Origin of the sequence: Streptomyces sp. NPDC002181, assembly GCF_042890485.1 — a bacterium.
Classification (GTDB): Bacteria; Actinomycetota; Actinomycetes; order Streptomycetales; family Streptomycetaceae; genus Streptomyces.
The window spans coordinates 514922-528780 of record NZ_JBIASC010000004.1 but is presented as its reverse complement, the minus strand read 5'-3'; the positions used below and the strand labels follow the sequence as shown (position 1 = coordinate 528780).

Sequence of the window (13859 nt, the reverse complement as noted above, 5' to 3'; positions counted from 1 at the left end):
CAGTTAGCTATAGAAGGAGCGCCACATGGCCGCCACGCAGGAAGAGATCATCGAGGGTCTCGCGGAGATCGTCAACGAGATCGCCGGCATCCCCGTCGAGGACGTCGAGGCCGGGAAGTCGTTCACCGACGACCTGGACGTCGACTCGCTCTCCATGGTCGAGGTCGTCGTCGCCGCCGAAGAGCGCTTCGACGTCAAGATCCCGGACGAGGACGTCAAGAACCTCAAGACGGTCGGCGACGCCGCGGACTACATCCTGAACAACCAGGCCTGAGCCTGACGAGCGTTTGTCGCCACCCGGCGGTGGCGCCGTGACAATTCAGCACCCTCTGAGACGTGGAGAAAGAATTCCTGTGAGCCCGACCAATCGCACCGTGGTCGTCACCGGTATCGGCGCAACCACTCCGCTGGGTGGCGACAGCGCTTCGACCTGGGAAGGTCTGCTCGCCGGTCGTTCCGGCGTCAAGCCCCTTGAGGGCGAGCGCTTCGCCGAACTCCCGGTTCGTATCGCCGCCCCGGCCGCTGTGGACCCCTCCGAGGTCCTGCCCCGCCCGATGGCCCGCAAGCTGGACCGCTCGGCCCAGTTCGCCGTCATCGCCGCACGTGAGGCGTGGGCCGATGCCGGCTACACCGCCCCGGCGGGCGAGGACGCAGCCATCGTGCCCGAACGCCTGGGCACCGTGATCGCCTCCGGTATCGGCGGCGTCACCACCCTGCTCGACCAGTACGACGTACTGAAGGAAAAGGGTGTGCGCCGGGTCTCCCCGCACACCGTCCCCATGCTCATGCCGAACGGCCCGTCGGCCAACGTCGGCCTGGAGGTCAACGCCCAGGCGGGCGTGCACACCCCGGTCAGCGCGTGCGCCTCGGGCGCCGAGGCCATCGGCTACGCCGTGGAGATGATCCGCACCGGCCGCGCCGACGTCGTCGTCGCGGGCGGCACCGAGGCGGCGATCCACCCGCTGCCGATCGCCGCCTTCGCCAACATGATGGCGATGTCCAAGAACAACGAGAACCCGCAGCAGGCCTCCCGCCCGTACGACAAGGCCCGCGACGGCTTCGTCCTCGGCGAGGGCGCGGGCGTCGTCATCCTGGAGTCCGCCGAGCACGCCGCCGCGCGCGGCGCCCGGGTCTACTGCGAGGTGCTGGGCCAGGGCCTGTCCGCGGACAGCCACCACATCGCGCAGCCGGAGCCGACCGGCCGCGGTGTCGCGGCCGCCGTGCAGAACCTGCTGGACAACACGGGTCTGGACCCGGCCGAGCTGGTCCACCTGAACGCGCACGCCACGTCGACCCCGCAGGGTGACACGGCGGAGCTGAAGGCCCTGCGCAAGGTCCTGGGCGACGACCTCGACCACATCGCGATCTCCGCCACCAAGTCGATGACCGGTCACCTGCTGGGCGGCGCCGGCGGTATCGAGACCGTCGCGACCGTGCTCGCGCTGTACCACCGCATCGCCCCGGCGACCATCAACGTCGACGAGCTCGACGAGGACATCGACGCGGACATCGTCGTCGGCGAGCCGCGCAAGCTGCCGGCCGACGGCCCGATCTCCGCGATCAACAACTCGTTCGGCTTCGGCGGTCACAACGTGACCCTCGCCTTCCGGACCGTTTAGTCCGCGGGGCAGTACGTGCGAAAGGGCCCGCCCGGCACTCGCCGGGCGGGCCCTTTCGCATGCCCGGGCTCCGTGGGGCCCGGCCCTCAGACGACCTGGTGCAGCCAGCGGACCGGGGCGCCCTCGCCCGCGTAGCGGAAGGGCTCCAGCTCGTCGTCCCAGGGCTTGCCGAGCAGTTTGGCGATCTCCTCCTCCAGGTCGCTCTCGCCGTCCGCGGACCGGGCGAGGGCGGCGCGCAGCCGGTCCTCGGGGATCAGGATGTCGCCGTGCATGCCGGTGACGGCATGGAAGATGCCGAGCTCCGGGGTGGAGCTGTAGCGCTCGCCCTCGGCGGTGGCGCAGGGTTCCGCGGTCACCTCGAAGCGCAGCAGGTGCCAGCCCCTCAGCGCGGACGCCAGCTTCGACGCGGTGCCGGCTTCGGCCTGCCACGAGAACTCGGCTCTCCAGGTGCCTGGGGAGGCGGGCTGCCTGATCCAGTCGAGGTTCACCCGCACCCCGAGCACCCCCGCAACAGCCCATTCCACGTGCGGGCAGAGCGCGCGCGGAGCGGAATGCACGTACAGAACTCCACGTGTCGTCACCGGGACCTCCAGTGTGGGACGAGGTCGGGAATAAACTCCAGAAAACGGACAGTATGTGACGTGATGTAATGTAACGGAAATTATTTGACAATGCGCTACGGGACCTGCGGCCGAAACGCCACGGGAAAAAGCTACCGTGCGCCAGGGGTCATGGTGTGACGTACGGTCGGTCCGAGGCTGCCAAACGCAGAGCATTCACTCAGCAGGACGCCCCCGGGGGACCTGGGGCGACGAGGAGGGAACCACCCGATGCGCACCACCGCCATGCGACGCCGCGCGCGCACGTCCCGGCGCCGGACCCTGGCGGGGGCGGGCGCGTCGGCGGTCCTCCTGGCCGGGGTGCTGAGCGGGTGTCAGTCGGGCGGGTCGGACACGCAGGGTGAGCGCGGGGCGCAGGCCGGGCCGCGCTGGAACACCGCGCCCGCGTCGGTGGCCGCCGCCGGCGATTCCATCACCCGCGGTTTCGACGCCTGTTCGGTGCTGGCGGACTGTCCGGAGGTCTCCTGGGCCACCGGGAACGATCCTGCCGTCCACTCGCTCGCGGCACGGCTGCTCGGCGAGGCCGAGGTGCCGGCGCGCAGCTGGAACTACGCCGTGACGGGTGCCCGGATGGCGGACCTGACGGGGCAGCTGGCCTCGGCCGCGGAGCACAGGCCCGACCTGGTCACGGTGATGGTGGGCTCGAACGACGCCTGCCGGCCCACGGCTTCGTCGATGACGCCGGTGGCGGAGTTCCGGGCCGGGTTCGAGAAGGCCCTCGCCGGTCTGCGCGCCGCCTCCCCCGCCACCCAGGTGTACGTCTCCAGCGTGCCGGACCTCCAGCGGCTGTGGGAGCAGGGCAAGGACGCCCCGATGGTGCGGCAGATCTGGAAACTGGGGATCTGTCAGTCGATGCTCGCGGACCCGCTGTCGGTGGCCACCGGGGCGACGGCCCGGCGGGAGCAGGTGCGGGCGCGGGTGGTCGAGTACAACGAGGTGCTGCGCCAGGTCTGCGCGAAGGACGCGCTGTGCCGCTACGACGGCGGCGCCGTGTTCCAGTACCCGTTCTCCGCCGAGCAGTTGAGCCGCTGGGACTGGTTCCACCCGGGCAAGGACGGGCAGGCGCGGCTCGCGGAGCTGGCGCACCGCCAGGTGACGGCGGCCGAGCCGCCGCGCTGACGCGCGAAGGCCGTGGGACCGGGGGCGGGTGTCAGGGCCCGCCCCCGGTCCGGTTCATGGGTGATTTCCGGCCACCTCCCGGCCATCCCCGGAGGTGCTAGATCTCCAGGGTCGCCGTCAGGCGCGTGTCGCCGTGGGCGCGACTCGCGCGGACCTCGTAGGCGCCGCCGATCCGCTGCCAGCGGCCGGCCTCCTCGTCCCAGACCTCGAAGGTCCGGGCGGGCAGGGTGATCTCGGCCTCGACGCTCTCACCGGGGCCCGCCTCCACGCCGGCGAACGCGGCCAGCCAGCTCGCCGGACGCTCCGCGCCCGTGCTCCGCGCGCGGTCGGACTCCGTGCCGGCGGGAGCGACGTAGAGCTGGACGACCTCGCGGCCGGCCCGGGTGCCGGTGTTGGTGAGGCGGACCCGGGCGGTGGCACCGGTGACCTCAAGGGACTCGTACGCCCAGTCGGTGTAGCCGAGGCCGTGCCCGAACGGGTAGGCGGGGGCGATGCCCTGCCGCTCGTACGCCCGGTAGCCGATGAAGAGGCCCTCGGTGTACTCCAGGCGCCCCTCGGCCGGGATCACCTCGGTGACCGGCGCATCGGCGAACCGTGCGGGCCAGGTGGTGGGCAGGCGCCCGCCCGGCTCGGCGAGCCCGAGGAGTACGTCGGCCAGCGCGGCCCCGCCCTCCTGCCCGGGGAACCAGGTCAGGAGTACGGCGGCCACCTCCTCGCGCCACGGCAGCTCGACCGGGGAGCCGGCGTTGACGACGACCACCGTGTTCGGGTTGGCGGCGGCGACGGCGCGCACGAGGTCGTCCTGGCGGCCCGGCAGGCGCAGGTCGCTGCGGTCGAAGCCCTCGGACTCCACGCGCTCGGTGGTCGCGACGACCACGACCGCGGTGTCGGCGGCGCGGGCGGCGTCCACGGCCTCGGCGATCAGCTCGTCGGCGTCGCGCCGCGGGCCGAGGTGGAGCAGCGAGAACATGATCGCCTGCATGGGCAGCCCCGAGGTGTCGGGGACCTGGTAGGTCAGCGAGACCTCGACGGGCTCGCCCTCGGTGAGCACGACGCGGCCGCGCTCGCTCGGGGCGCCGAAGAAGGCCTCGAAGGGGTCGGCCTCGCTGCCCATCGGCTGGACGCCGTCCCAGAGGGCCTCACCGCCGACCGCGAGGGCGAACGCGCCGAGTCCGCGGGTGCCGAAGGCGTGCTCGCCGCTCTCGCGCGGCACGAACGTACCGGTGACCTCGATGCTCGCCATGGTCCCGTACGAGGCGCCCGCGGGCAGGTCGTCGCCGATCCACTGGACCTGGCCGGTCGGCAGGCTGCCCTCGCCGAGGACCGCGCCGGAGGCGTCGCGGCAGACCGCACGGAGTTCGAAGCCCTTGTCGGCGGGGGTGAGTTCCTCGGAGGGGTCGGCTCCGACGCGGAAGGCCAGGGCCCCTTCCGGGAGGGCGGCGCCCAGCCCGTCCAGCGGGGAGACGATCCGCTCGGGGAAAACGGTGGCCGAGCCGCCGCCGAGGACGCGGGCGTCGCGGGCGGCGGCGCCGAGCAGGGCGACGGTGCGGCCGGGGGCGGTGTCCAGCGGCAGGGCGCCGTTCTCGTTGCGTACGAGGACGAAGCCGCGGGCGGCGAGCTCCCGGGCCAGCGCCTGGCCGTCGATCGGGGCCGGGGCCTCGGTGACGGCGGCCGGGGCGCCTTCCAGGATCCCGACGCGGGCGGCGAGGCGCAGGACGTTGCGCACGGCCTCGTCCACGGCGGACTCCGGTACCTCGCCGGCCCGGACGGCTCCGGCGAGGGCCGGGCCGTAAACGGTCTGCGGTCCGGGCATCGCGACGTCGAGGCCGCCGAGGATGTCGCCGGTGGTGGAGCGGGCGGCCATCCAGTCGGAGACGTTGTACCCGTCGAAGCCCCACTGGCCGCGCAGGACCTCGTTCACCAGGTACTGGTTCTCGGTCATCGTGGTGCCGTTGACCCGGTTGTAGGCCGTCATGATGCCCCAGGGGTGGGCGTTGGCCACGATCGCCTCGAAGGGCGCCAGGTACAGCTCGCGCAGGGGGCGCGGGGCGATGACGCTGTCGACGGTGAACCGGTCGGTCTCGGCGTCGTTGCCGACGAAGTGCTTGACGGTGGTGCCGACTCCGCCGTCCTGGACACCGTTCACGTAGCCGGAACCGATGGCCCCGGTCAGGTACGGGTCCTCGGAGTAGCACTCGAAGTGGCGGCCGCCGAGCGGGGAGCGGTGCAGGTTGACGGTGGGGGCGAGGAGGACGTGGACGCCCTTGCGGCGGGCCTCCTGGGCCAGGAGCCGTCCGGCGCGGCGGGCGAGTGCCGGGTCCCAGGCGGCGGCGAGCGCCGTCGGGGAGGGCAGGGCGATGGACGGGTCGTCGGCGGTCCAGCGCACGCCGCGGACCCCGATGGGGCCGTCGGACATGACCAGGGACTTCAGCCCGATCTCGGGAACGGCGGGCAGGGACCACATGTCCTGGCCGGCCAGCAGGCGGGCCTTCGTGTCGAGGTCCAGTTTGCCGAGCGCCGCTTCTACGGCGTCGTGGCGGACCTGATCGGCATCGGTCACGGCCGTGCCTCCTCGTTGGGTGCGTGCGGGTGATGGCGTTGCGGGTGCCGCGGGGGTTCCCCCATCGTGGACCTGATACCGGTAGAGCGGTAGGGTTCGTAATATGTTCGTGACATTCGGATAACGTACGTACGGTCCCGCCACCGGCGCGGGAACGGCGTGAGCGGAAGGGGTACCGGAGCGATGGCCAGGGCCAGGAGCGAGGAGCGGCGCGGCGACATCGTCCGCGCGGCGGTCGAGGTGATCGCGGAGCGCGGCTACCGCGGTGCGTCGCTGGGCGCGGTGGCCGAGCGCGTCGGCCTGACCCAGCAGGGGCTGCTGCACTACTTCCCGACCAAGGAGACGCTGCTGGTCGCGGTGCTGGAGGAGCGCGACCGCTGGGACACCGGCGGCGGCTCGCGCGCCTCGGCCGGCACCTGGCGCCTGGACCTGCTGGCCTCGCTGGTGGAGTACAACGCCATGCGCCCCGGCATCGTGCAGACGTTCTCGGCGCTGCTGGGCGAGAGCGTCACGGACGGGCATCCGGCGCGGGAGTTCTTCACCGAGCGCTACGCGCAGGTGCGCTCCGAGATGGCGGCGGTGCTGCGCGCCGAATTCGGCGACCGGCTGCCGTCGGGCCTCACCCCGGAACAGGCCGCCCCGCTGCTGACCGCGGTCATGGACGGCCTCCAGTACCAGTGGCTGCTCGCCCCCGAGTCCGTGGACATGCCGGCCGCCTTCCGCTCCTTCCTGACCCTGCTGCGCGGGCCCGGGGCCGCGGCGTAGAGGGTCCTGCCGGGGCCCGGCACGGGGCTGGCATGCTGGGGCCGTGAAGATCGCAGCAGCGCAGCTCACCTGCGTCCCGGCCGACCTGTCCGCCAACACGGAGCGGAGCGCCGCCCTCGCCGCCGAGGCCCGGGCGCAGGGCGCCGAGCTCGTCGTGTTCCCCGAGCTGACCCTCACCGGTTACGAGTTGGACGCCCTGGCCGCCGACCCCGGGCTGTGGCTGGCCGACGCCGAAGACCCCCGGCTGGATCCGCTGCGCTCCGCCGGCATCGCCGTCGCGGTCAACGCCGCACTGCGCACGGCCGGCCCGCTGCCCGCCCTCGCGACCCTGGTCTACGGGGCGGACGGCCGCCATGTGACCACGTACGCCAAGCAGCACCTGTACGGGCACGAGCAGGGCGTGTTCGCGGCGGGCGGCCGCCCGGGCCGCTTCACGCTCGGCGGCATCCGCTTCTCGCTCGGCGTCTGCTACGACAACCACTTCCCGGAGGTCACCGACAGCGCGGCGGCCGACGGCTGCCGGGTCCACCTGGCGAGCACCCTGTACGGAACGGGCGACGGCATCCGGGAACTGGCCACCGTGTACCCCGGGATCGCGGACGAGCACAACCTGTACGTCGTCGTCGCCAACCACGTCGGCCCGGCTGGCCCGTGGACCGGCTGTGGCAGCTCGGCGGTGTGGGCGCCGGGCGGCCTGCCGCTGGCCGAGGCGGACGACCGTACGACCTCGGTGGTGACGGCCGACATCGGCGCCTGACGGCCGGACGGCCCGAGGGCCTCCCGGCCGAGGGCTGACGCCCCGCCCCCGGCCGCGGCGTCAGCCGATCGCGGGCACCTTCGAGTGCCGTCCGGTGCGCGGGACGCCGTCGCCGTCCCGCCGTGCGGGCTCCTCCACCGCGACGGGCTCCCGGTCCCGTACCAGCGCCGGCAGCACCAGTGCGAACGCCGCCACGGTGTAGAGCGCGGTCCACGGCACCCAGCCGCCGGGCGGTGCCCAGTGCGCCGAGAACGGTATCCAGGGCCCGTTGACGCCGACCGCGAAGCGGCGCAGCGCCCAGAAGAACGCCGCCGCGTTCGCGAGCGCCAGCCCCGCGACGCCGAAACCGACGAGCCTGCGCCACGGGAACCCCTGCCCGGGCGCCCGGCTCGCGCAGATCAGCACCGCCATCAGCGGCAGGCCCACGGCGAACGGCAGCAGGTAGCGGCCCTGCCAGACCATGCCGAGCTGTTCCGCCTGGGAGGCCTGGGCCGCGACCGGCACCACCACGATGGCCACGAGCATGCCGACCAGCGCCAGCGCCTCGCGTCCCCGGCCGTACGCCAGCGCCAGCCCGGTGACGACCGCGATCACGCCCAGCCAGACCAGCCAGGTGAAGGCGGGCGCCGGGGTGTCCAGCCAGCCGAAGTAGCCGAGCATCTGGTGGACGTACGTCTCGGTGTTGCCGAAGGTCTGCCGGGCCGCTTCCCTGGCGGTGAGCGTCTTGGGCGTGTTGATCACCGAGTTGTCGGGGTGCGCCCGTGCCCAGAGCAGCGCTCCGGCCGTGGCCAGCCCGAGCAGTGCGGTCCACACCCACAGGGCCTTGCGGCGCAGCACCGCACGCAGGACGCCGCGGTGGGCGAGCAGCAGGCCGAAGAAGACGGCGCCCGAGAACCAGATCAGCCCCAGGGGGCGGATGTTGATCAGTACGAGCCCGCCGATGCCGACCCTGGCCAGGCGGCGGTTCAGCAGCCGCGGATCGGGAGACATCAGGATCGACAGCAGGGCCGTCCACACGAGGATGCCGGCGGCGATCTCACCGCCGCTGGGGTTGACCATGCCGGCCATGTACAGGGCCATCGGCGTGGCCGCGGTGAACACGCCGAGCAGCGCCACCGAGCGCCGCCGCCACTCGGCGGCCGTGACGACCGCACTGGCCAGCAGGGCCGAGCACAGGGCCGCCGACATCAGCCTCATCAGGTACAGCCCCTTGGGGCCGTCGACGAGCAGGCTCGGCCAGCCGGTCACGAGGTAGTACGCCGGGTGGTAGCGGCCGGCGGCCGTCGTGACCTGGACGGTCTTCTCCGAATGGCCGATCGCGGGCGCGCAGGAGGCCGGCCTGTCCTCGTGCCAGGCGTAGCACTCGTGCTGCTTGGGCAGCGGCTTGTACCACTCGGGGAGCCGCACCCCGGTCTCGGCGAACTTGCCCTCGATGCCCGCCACCATGTGCGGGACCATCACCTCGGTGCCGCCGATCTGGCCCCGGGCGACGGCGGCCGCGCGGATGAAATGGGCGTGCTCGTCCGGGGAACCGCCGAGCGGGGTGGCGGCGGACCAGGAGGCCGCGAGCGTGAAGAAGAGCGCGAAGGCGATGGCCCAGAGCCGCTTCGGGGTCCGGGCCGACCAGTCGGCCAGGCGCGTCAGTGCGGAGATCATCGCTTCCCTCTGGTCATCGGATGTAGCTCAGCCAGCTCTGGTCGCCGTCCTTGGAACACTCGCCCTTCGGCGCGAACTTCGGACACTTGCCGTTCTGCTGCCGGATGGTGTGCGAGACCCAGGGCAGGATCCGGTAGGTGCCGTCCTGCGCCGGCATGTAGCGGTCGGACATCGACGAGGAGACCGTGCCGAGCAGCAGGAGAAGGGCGCAGAGGGTACCGATGACGGCGCCCTCGCGGCCGGGGAAGCCGGTACGGATCCCCGCCTCCGCGGATGCCGTGCGCCGCTCGGCCAGCTTCAGCGAGACCAGGTGCGCCACCAGCGCGCACAGGATCAGCCCGCAGTAGAGCAGCTGGTTGTTGGTGCGCGTGTAGAGCTGGACCGTCTGCGTCTCGTACATGTGCGAGGCGATGTACATGCGCATGACCCACGCGCTGATGAACATCGCGGCGATGGTGACGACGAGCGGCTTGCGCAGGCCCAGCCAGATCGCGACGCCCAGACACACGAAGGTCACCAGGGCGAACAGCCCGACCCCGCCGAACTCCCCCGGCGGCGGCCAGTCGCCCACCTTGCCGGGCATGTCGGTGCGCCACATCAGGTAGTAGGCCGGGTCGGTGAAGTTGTCGAAGCGGAAGTTGTAGTCCTTGGTGGTCTGCCCTTCCTTCAGCATGACCATCAGGTAGCGCCCCGCCACCACGAGGAACGTCGCCAGGGCGCTGCCCATGAAGGCCGCGCCCTTGAGCCGGCCGGTCTTCCACGGGAAGTACAGCAGGGCGGCGAACAGCACGCCGGCGGCGCTCCACAGGAACCAGCCCGAGTAGGTGAGGAACAGCACGCCCAGCACCGCGCCGAACCCGGCGCCTTTGAGCAACAGCGGGCGCCAGCCCTCCTCACCGCTGCGGCGCAGCGCCACGACCATCGCGACCAGCACCGGGATCAGCAGGACGAGCACGGTCTGGCTGTACGGCTTGTACGAGTCGATCAGCGCGAACGCGGGCACGACGCCGAAGGCCAGCGCCCGTACGGGGCTCAGCAGCATCCGCCAGGCGAGGTAGACGAGCGGGCCGAAGGCGGCGGCGCCCAGGATCTGGAGGTCCTTGAACGCGTACGCGGTGTTGCCGCCGCGGAACCACTCGGCGTAGTAGCCGAGCGTGTAGAGCGGCATCGGCGGGTAGACCGGCGAGCCCGAGGGCTGCCCGTTCGCGACGGCGTGGGCCCATTCGACGATGCGGCCGCTGTCGCCGTTCAGGCCGAACATCGGCCACGGCGTGCCCAGCAGCGCGACGACGGCGCCTGCCGCGACGAAGCCGCTGGCCAGACCCGCGAGGGCCGCGGCCGCCAGGCGCGTGGCCAGGTCGAAGTGGCGGCCGCCGCGCAGCCGCATCGCCAGCACCACGGCGCCGATGAACAGCAGCCCGATCAGCGCGAACCGCAGCTGGATCGCGGCCAGACCGCTGACCTGCGCGATCCGGTTGAGCGGGTTGAGCTTGAAGCCGCGTGCCAGCAGCGGGAGGAGCAGCGCCGCGGCGAACGCCACTGCGGCTTCCAGCAGCAGGAGCCCGCCGCGGGAGCGCAGGGCGCGTCGCGGGGCCCGGACCTGGTCCGCGTCCGAGGACTTCGAGCCGCCGGGGGCGTGCGCGGCCGGTCCGCTCGGGGGAACAGGGCGCAGGGCCGCCGACCCCTCGGTACTGACTGTCACTGACGGTGTCCCTACTGCTGGTCGGTGCTCGGCGCGACGGCCGGTCGTCGTTCTCGGCGATCCACTGCCCGGCTCCGGACCCACTCAAGGACGGTGTGGGACGGCCTCGGCGCTTGCCGCCACGCATACTATCTGGCCGCCGGTGACGGCCACCCGGTCCCGGAACGGCGGGATCCGCCGCCCGGAGCGGCTCACCTCAGTCGAGGGCCCCGAATCCGGCGAGCAGGAAGAGCAGCACCCAGCCGCCCACCGACAGCCAGCCGAGCACCAGCCCGATCGTCGCGAGCCCGGTGCCCTCGTCGCCCCGTGCCCGGATCTGCGCCTTGGCGACGTGGCCGGTGGCCACGGCGCCCAGGCCGGCGGCCCCGAGGGTCGGCAGGCTCAGCACGCCGAGCGCGAGCGAGGTGATCGCCATTCCGTTGACCCGGCGCGCGGGCGGGGGCATGGGCAGCGGCATGGGCACGGGCATCGGCCCGAACGCGGCGGGCAGCCCCGGCGCGGCACCGAACGGGCCCGGCATCGGCCCGGCCGGCAGGTCCGCGACCAGCTGCGCGAGCTGTCCGTACGTCTGCGCCTTGTACACGGAGTCGAAGCGCTGCCCGTACTCCTCGCGGGAGAGCCGCCCCTCGGCGTACGCGGCCTTGAGCACGTCCACCGTCCGGTCCCGGTCGGTGTGCGATGCCCTCATCGCGGACTGCGCGGCGGGCGCGGGCTGCCACGGCGGCCCGTACGCCTGCTGCTGCGGGCGGACCGGATACGGCTGCCCCCACGGCTGTTCGGCCATCCGGCCACCTCCGAAGCCCTTGCGCGCGGTGCGCGTCTCTCCAGGATGGAGGACGAACGGGCGCCCGCGATAGTTGCGGCGCCGGTGGGCCGCGGCCTGTGACGAGGACGACGTGTGTGATGGGGTGGCCGGCATGAACGACTTCGAGACGATCACGGTTCCGGCGCACCTCAGCGGATATCCCGGGGTGGCCTTCGGCGGCTACGTGGCCGGGGTGCTGGCCGCGCGCGCCGCCGCGAAGACCGTACGGGTGGACTTCCGCCGGCCGGTGCCCACCGGCACCCCGGTCCGGCTGGCCCCGACCGCCGACGGCGGCGCCCACCTGGTGGACGGCGAGCTCCTGCTGGCGGCGGCGAGCCCCGCCGAGCCGGCCGTCGAGGCCCCCGGGCCCCCCTCGTGGGAGCAGGCCTCGGCGGCGGCCGACGCCTACCGCGCGACGCCCCCGGACGGGATGGTCGACTGCTTCGGCTGCGGCCTGCACCGCACCCCCGACACCGGACTGCGCCTGCACTGCGGCCGGGTCTCCGGCGGCCCGCTGGTCGCGGCGGCCTGGACCCCCGGTCCCGCGCTCGGCGACGCGGACGGGCTGCTGCCGCCCGAGCTGGTGTGGGGCGCGCTGGACTGCCCGGGCAACGCGGCCGGGCGGCTGCTCGACGGCCGGCGGGCCGGCGCCGTCACGGCGGCCCTGACGGCGCGTCTGCTGCGCCCGGTGCCGGTCGGCGCGGGCCTCGTCTCGTACGCCTGGCTGCTCGGCAGCGAGGGCCGCAAGTACCGCGTGGGCACGGCCCTGGCCACCGCCGACGGCGACCTGTGCGCGGTGGGCGAGGCCCTGTGGGTGGAGCCCCGCGCGCAGGCCTAGAGGGCGTCCGGGCGACTACTGCGCGTACGGGTTCTGCTGCGGCGCGGCGTGCCGGTGCTGGTCCGCGTACGGTCCCGCGTGCGGCCCGGCGTACGGACCGGGCTCCTCGGCACCGTCGCCCGCGCCGTCCGCGCCGTCCGCGGCGGCCCGCTCCTCGTCCTCGTCCTCGCCGCGCAGCTCCCGGACCATGAGGGTGGCCCCGGCCACCGCACCCGGCATCAGGAACACCGCGACCAGCGGCACCAGGAACGCCAGCACGAGCGGGACGCCGAAGCCGAGCACCATCGCGCGGCGTCCGCGCAGCAGGACGAGACGTTCCTTCAGCTCCACGTCGCGGCGCTGGAGCGCCACGGCGGTGAGCTCCTCGGTGAGGAAGAACCCGGACACGCAGAACCCGATCGCGGGGACCACGGTCTGTCCGACGACGGGGATGAAGCCCAGCGCGAAGAGCAGGATCCCGTACAGCAGAACCCGGGCGAGCACCTTGATGCTGTCGCGGGCCGAGATCCACAGCTCCTTGGCCAGCGGCAGCCCGGATTCCGGGGCGTCGCCGCCGACGCTGCGGTCGACCTGCTCCGAGAGGGACTCGTAGAACGGCTGGCCGATCAGCAGGGTCACCGCGGTGAAGGTGATCACCGCGACGAAGAGGCCGAGGCAGAAGACCAGGGCGGTCAGGAATCCGCGGAAGAGACCGAGCCAGGGAGAGCCCCAGCCGTCGGCGAAGGGCGTGGCCCACGCCGTCAGGTCGTCGGCGCCGTAGCCGAGCCCGATGAGTGCGCCGGTGTAGAGCACCAGCGCGAGCAGTCCGGGCAGCAGGCCGAACCCCAGCCACCGGCCGTGACGGAACACCCATCGCTGTCCGGCCAGCAGATGACCGAATCCCCCCGCAAGATCACGCATGGGGCACAGCTTACGGCGAAGGCCGCACCCCGTGATCGGGGTGCGGCCTCCGCGCGGTGCGAGCGCGATCAGACGGCGAGCTCGACCGTGATGTTGCCGCGGGTCGCCTTGGAGTACGGGCAGACCTGGTGGGCCTTCTCGATGAGGTCCTTGGCGGTGGCGGCGTCCACGTTCGGGATCGAGGCGGAGATCTTGACGATCAGGCCGAAGCCGTCGTCGTTCTTGCCGATGCCGACCTCGGCGGTGACGGTCGAACCGGAGATGTCCGCGTTCTCGTTGCGGGCCACGACACCGAGCGCGCCCTGGAAGCAGGCGCTGTAGCCGGCGGCGAACAGCTGCTCCGGGTTGGTGCCGGCGCCGCTGCCGCCCATCTCCTTCGGCGGGTTCACGACGACGTCGAGCTGGCCGTCGTTGGTGGCGACGCGGCCGTCACGGCCGTTCTCGGCGGTGGCGACGGCGGTGTACAGAACCTCGGACTGCTGGATGGACATGTGAAGAGATCCTCCTGGTAATCGCCG

13 protein-coding genes are annotated in these 13859 nt (G+C 72.9%); 6 read left to right on the top strand and 7 right to left on the bottom strand.

Going from position 1 to position 13859, the window contains the following annotated elements; all coding sequences use genetic code 11:
* Window positions 1-25 precede the first annotated feature (25 nt).
* Complete coding sequence (locus tag ACFYXV_RS14805; protein ID WP_099892612.1) at window positions 26-274, top strand: acyl carrier protein; 249 nt, start codon at window positions 26-28, stop codon at window positions 272-274.
* A 79-nt stretch (window positions 275-353) separates the two neighbouring features.
* The gene (locus ACFYXV_RS14800) at window positions 354-1619 is read left to right on the top strand and encodes a beta-ketoacyl-[acyl-carrier-protein] synthase family protein (RefSeq protein ID WP_385463994.1); all 1266 of its coding nucleotides are present in this window, start codon (window positions 354-356) and stop codon (window positions 1617-1619) included.
* 86 nt (window positions 1620-1705) lie between these two features.
* Here the strand turns inward: ACFYXV_RS14800 and ACFYXV_RS14795 are convergent, their stop codons facing one another.
* Window positions 1706-2200 (bottom strand): DUF3145 domain-containing protein, encoded by a 495-nt coding sequence (locus ACFYXV_RS14795; protein WP_383342497.1) that lies wholly within the window; start codon window positions 2198-2200, stop codon window positions 1706-1708.
* A gap of 249 nt (window positions 2201-2449) precedes the next feature.
* Between ACFYXV_RS14795 and ACFYXV_RS14790 the strand changes: the two genes are divergently transcribed.
* Complete coding sequence (locus ACFYXV_RS14790) at window positions 2450-3358, top strand: SGNH/GDSL hydrolase family protein (protein ID WP_385463997.1); 909 nt, start codon at window positions 2450-2452, stop codon at window positions 3356-3358.
* Between the two features lie 97 nt (window positions 3359-3455).
* Here ACFYXV_RS14790 and ACFYXV_RS14785 read toward each other — a convergent pair whose 3' ends face one another.
* Window positions 3456-5918, bottom strand: a complete 2463-nt coding sequence (locus ACFYXV_RS14785; protein ID WP_389383046.1) for a beta-glucosidase — start codon at window positions 5916-5918, stop codon at window positions 3456-3458.
* Window positions 5919-6101: 183 nt separating this feature from the next.
* Here ACFYXV_RS14785 and ACFYXV_RS14780 point away from each other — a divergent pair, with 183 nt between their 5' ends.
* Both ACFYXV_RS14780 and ACFYXV_RS14775 read left to right on the top strand, forming a co-directional pair.
* Window positions 6102-6683: a TetR/AcrR family transcriptional regulator gene (locus ACFYXV_RS14780; protein ID WP_385464003.1), complete on the top strand. Its 582-nt coding sequence runs from the start codon at window positions 6102-6104 to the stop codon at window positions 6681-6683.
* A 43-nt stretch (window positions 6684-6726) separates the two neighbouring features.
* Window positions 6727-7440 (top strand): carbon-nitrogen hydrolase family protein, encoded by a 714-nt coding sequence (locus ACFYXV_RS14775; protein WP_389383045.1) that lies wholly within the window; start codon window positions 6727-6729, stop codon window positions 7438-7440.
* 60 nt (window positions 7441-7500) lie between these two features.
* Here the strand turns inward: ACFYXV_RS14775 and ACFYXV_RS14770 are convergent, their stop codons facing one another.
* From ACFYXV_RS14770 to ACFYXV_RS14760, 3 genes are all read right to left on the bottom strand, one after another.
* Window positions 7501-9096 (bottom strand): DUF2142 domain-containing protein, encoded by a 1596-nt coding sequence (locus ACFYXV_RS14770; RefSeq protein WP_385464009.1) that lies wholly within the window; start codon window positions 9094-9096, stop codon window positions 7501-7503.
* 13 nt (window positions 9097-9109) lie between these two features.
* Window positions 9110-10798: a hypothetical protein gene (locus tag ACFYXV_RS14765; protein ID WP_389383044.1), complete on the bottom strand. Its 1689-nt coding sequence runs from the start codon at window positions 10796-10798 to the stop codon at window positions 9110-9112.
* A 196-nt stretch (window positions 10799-10994) separates the two neighbouring features.
* Window positions 10995-11582: a DUF1707 and DUF4190 domain-containing protein gene (locus ACFYXV_RS14760; protein WP_385464015.1), complete on the bottom strand. Its 588-nt coding sequence runs from the start codon at window positions 11580-11582 to the stop codon at window positions 10995-10997.
* Between the two features lie 133 nt (window positions 11583-11715).
* Between ACFYXV_RS14760 and ACFYXV_RS14755 the strand changes: the two genes are divergently transcribed.
* On the top strand, window positions 11716-12441 hold the full coding sequence (locus tag ACFYXV_RS14755; protein WP_389383043.1) for a hypothetical protein: 726 nt from the start codon (window positions 11716-11718) through the stop codon (window positions 12439-12441).
* Window positions 12442-12456: 15 nt separating this feature from the next.
* Here the strand turns inward: ACFYXV_RS14755 and ACFYXV_RS14750 are convergent, their stop codons facing one another.
* Together ACFYXV_RS14750 and ACFYXV_RS14745 are read right to left on the bottom strand one after the other, a co-directional pair.
* Window positions 12457-13341 carry an EI24 domain-containing protein gene (locus ACFYXV_RS14750; RefSeq protein WP_389383042.1) on the bottom strand — a complete coding sequence of 295 codons (885 nt, stop codon included), beginning with the start codon at window positions 13339-13341 and terminating at the stop codon, window positions 12457-12459.
* Between the two features lie 68 nt (window positions 13342-13409).
* Window positions 13410-13832 carry an organic hydroperoxide resistance protein gene (locus ACFYXV_RS14745; protein WP_383342530.1) on the bottom strand — a complete coding sequence of 141 codons (423 nt, stop codon included), beginning with the start codon at window positions 13830-13832 and terminating at the stop codon, window positions 13410-13412.
* Window positions 13833-13859 lie beyond the last annotated feature (27 nt).

Coding starts and splice junctions, on each gene's coding strand:
- ACFYXV_RS14750 (WP_389383042.1), bottom strand. CDS start 13,341: ATGCGTGATCTTGCGGGGGGATTCGGTCATCTGCTGGCCGGACAGCGA.
- ACFYXV_RS14760 (WP_385464015.1), bottom strand. CDS start 11,582: ATGGCCGAACAGCCGTGGGGGCAGCCGTATCCGGTCCGCCCGCAGCAG.
- ACFYXV_RS14745 (WP_383342530.1), bottom strand. CDS start 13,832: ATGTCCATCCAGCAGTCCGAGGTTCTGTACACCGCCGTCGCCACCGCC.
- ACFYXV_RS14790 (WP_385463997.1), top strand. CDS start 2,450: ATGCGCACCACCGCCATGCGACGCCGCGCGCGCACGTCCCGGCGCCGG.
- ACFYXV_RS14755 (WP_389383043.1), top strand. CDS start 11,716: ATGAACGACTTCGAGACGATCACGGTTCCGGCGCACCTCAGCGGATAT.
- ACFYXV_RS14770 (WP_385464009.1), bottom strand. CDS start 9,096: ATGATCTCCGCACTGACGCGCCTGGCCGACTGGTCGGCCCGGACCCCG.
- ACFYXV_RS14805 (WP_099892612.1), top strand. CDS start 26: ATGGCCGCCACGCAGGAAGAGATCATCGAGGGTCTCGCGGAGATCGTC.
- ACFYXV_RS14780 (WP_385464003.1), top strand. CDS start 6,102: ATGGCCAGGGCCAGGAGCGAGGAGCGGCGCGGCGACATCGTCCGCGCG.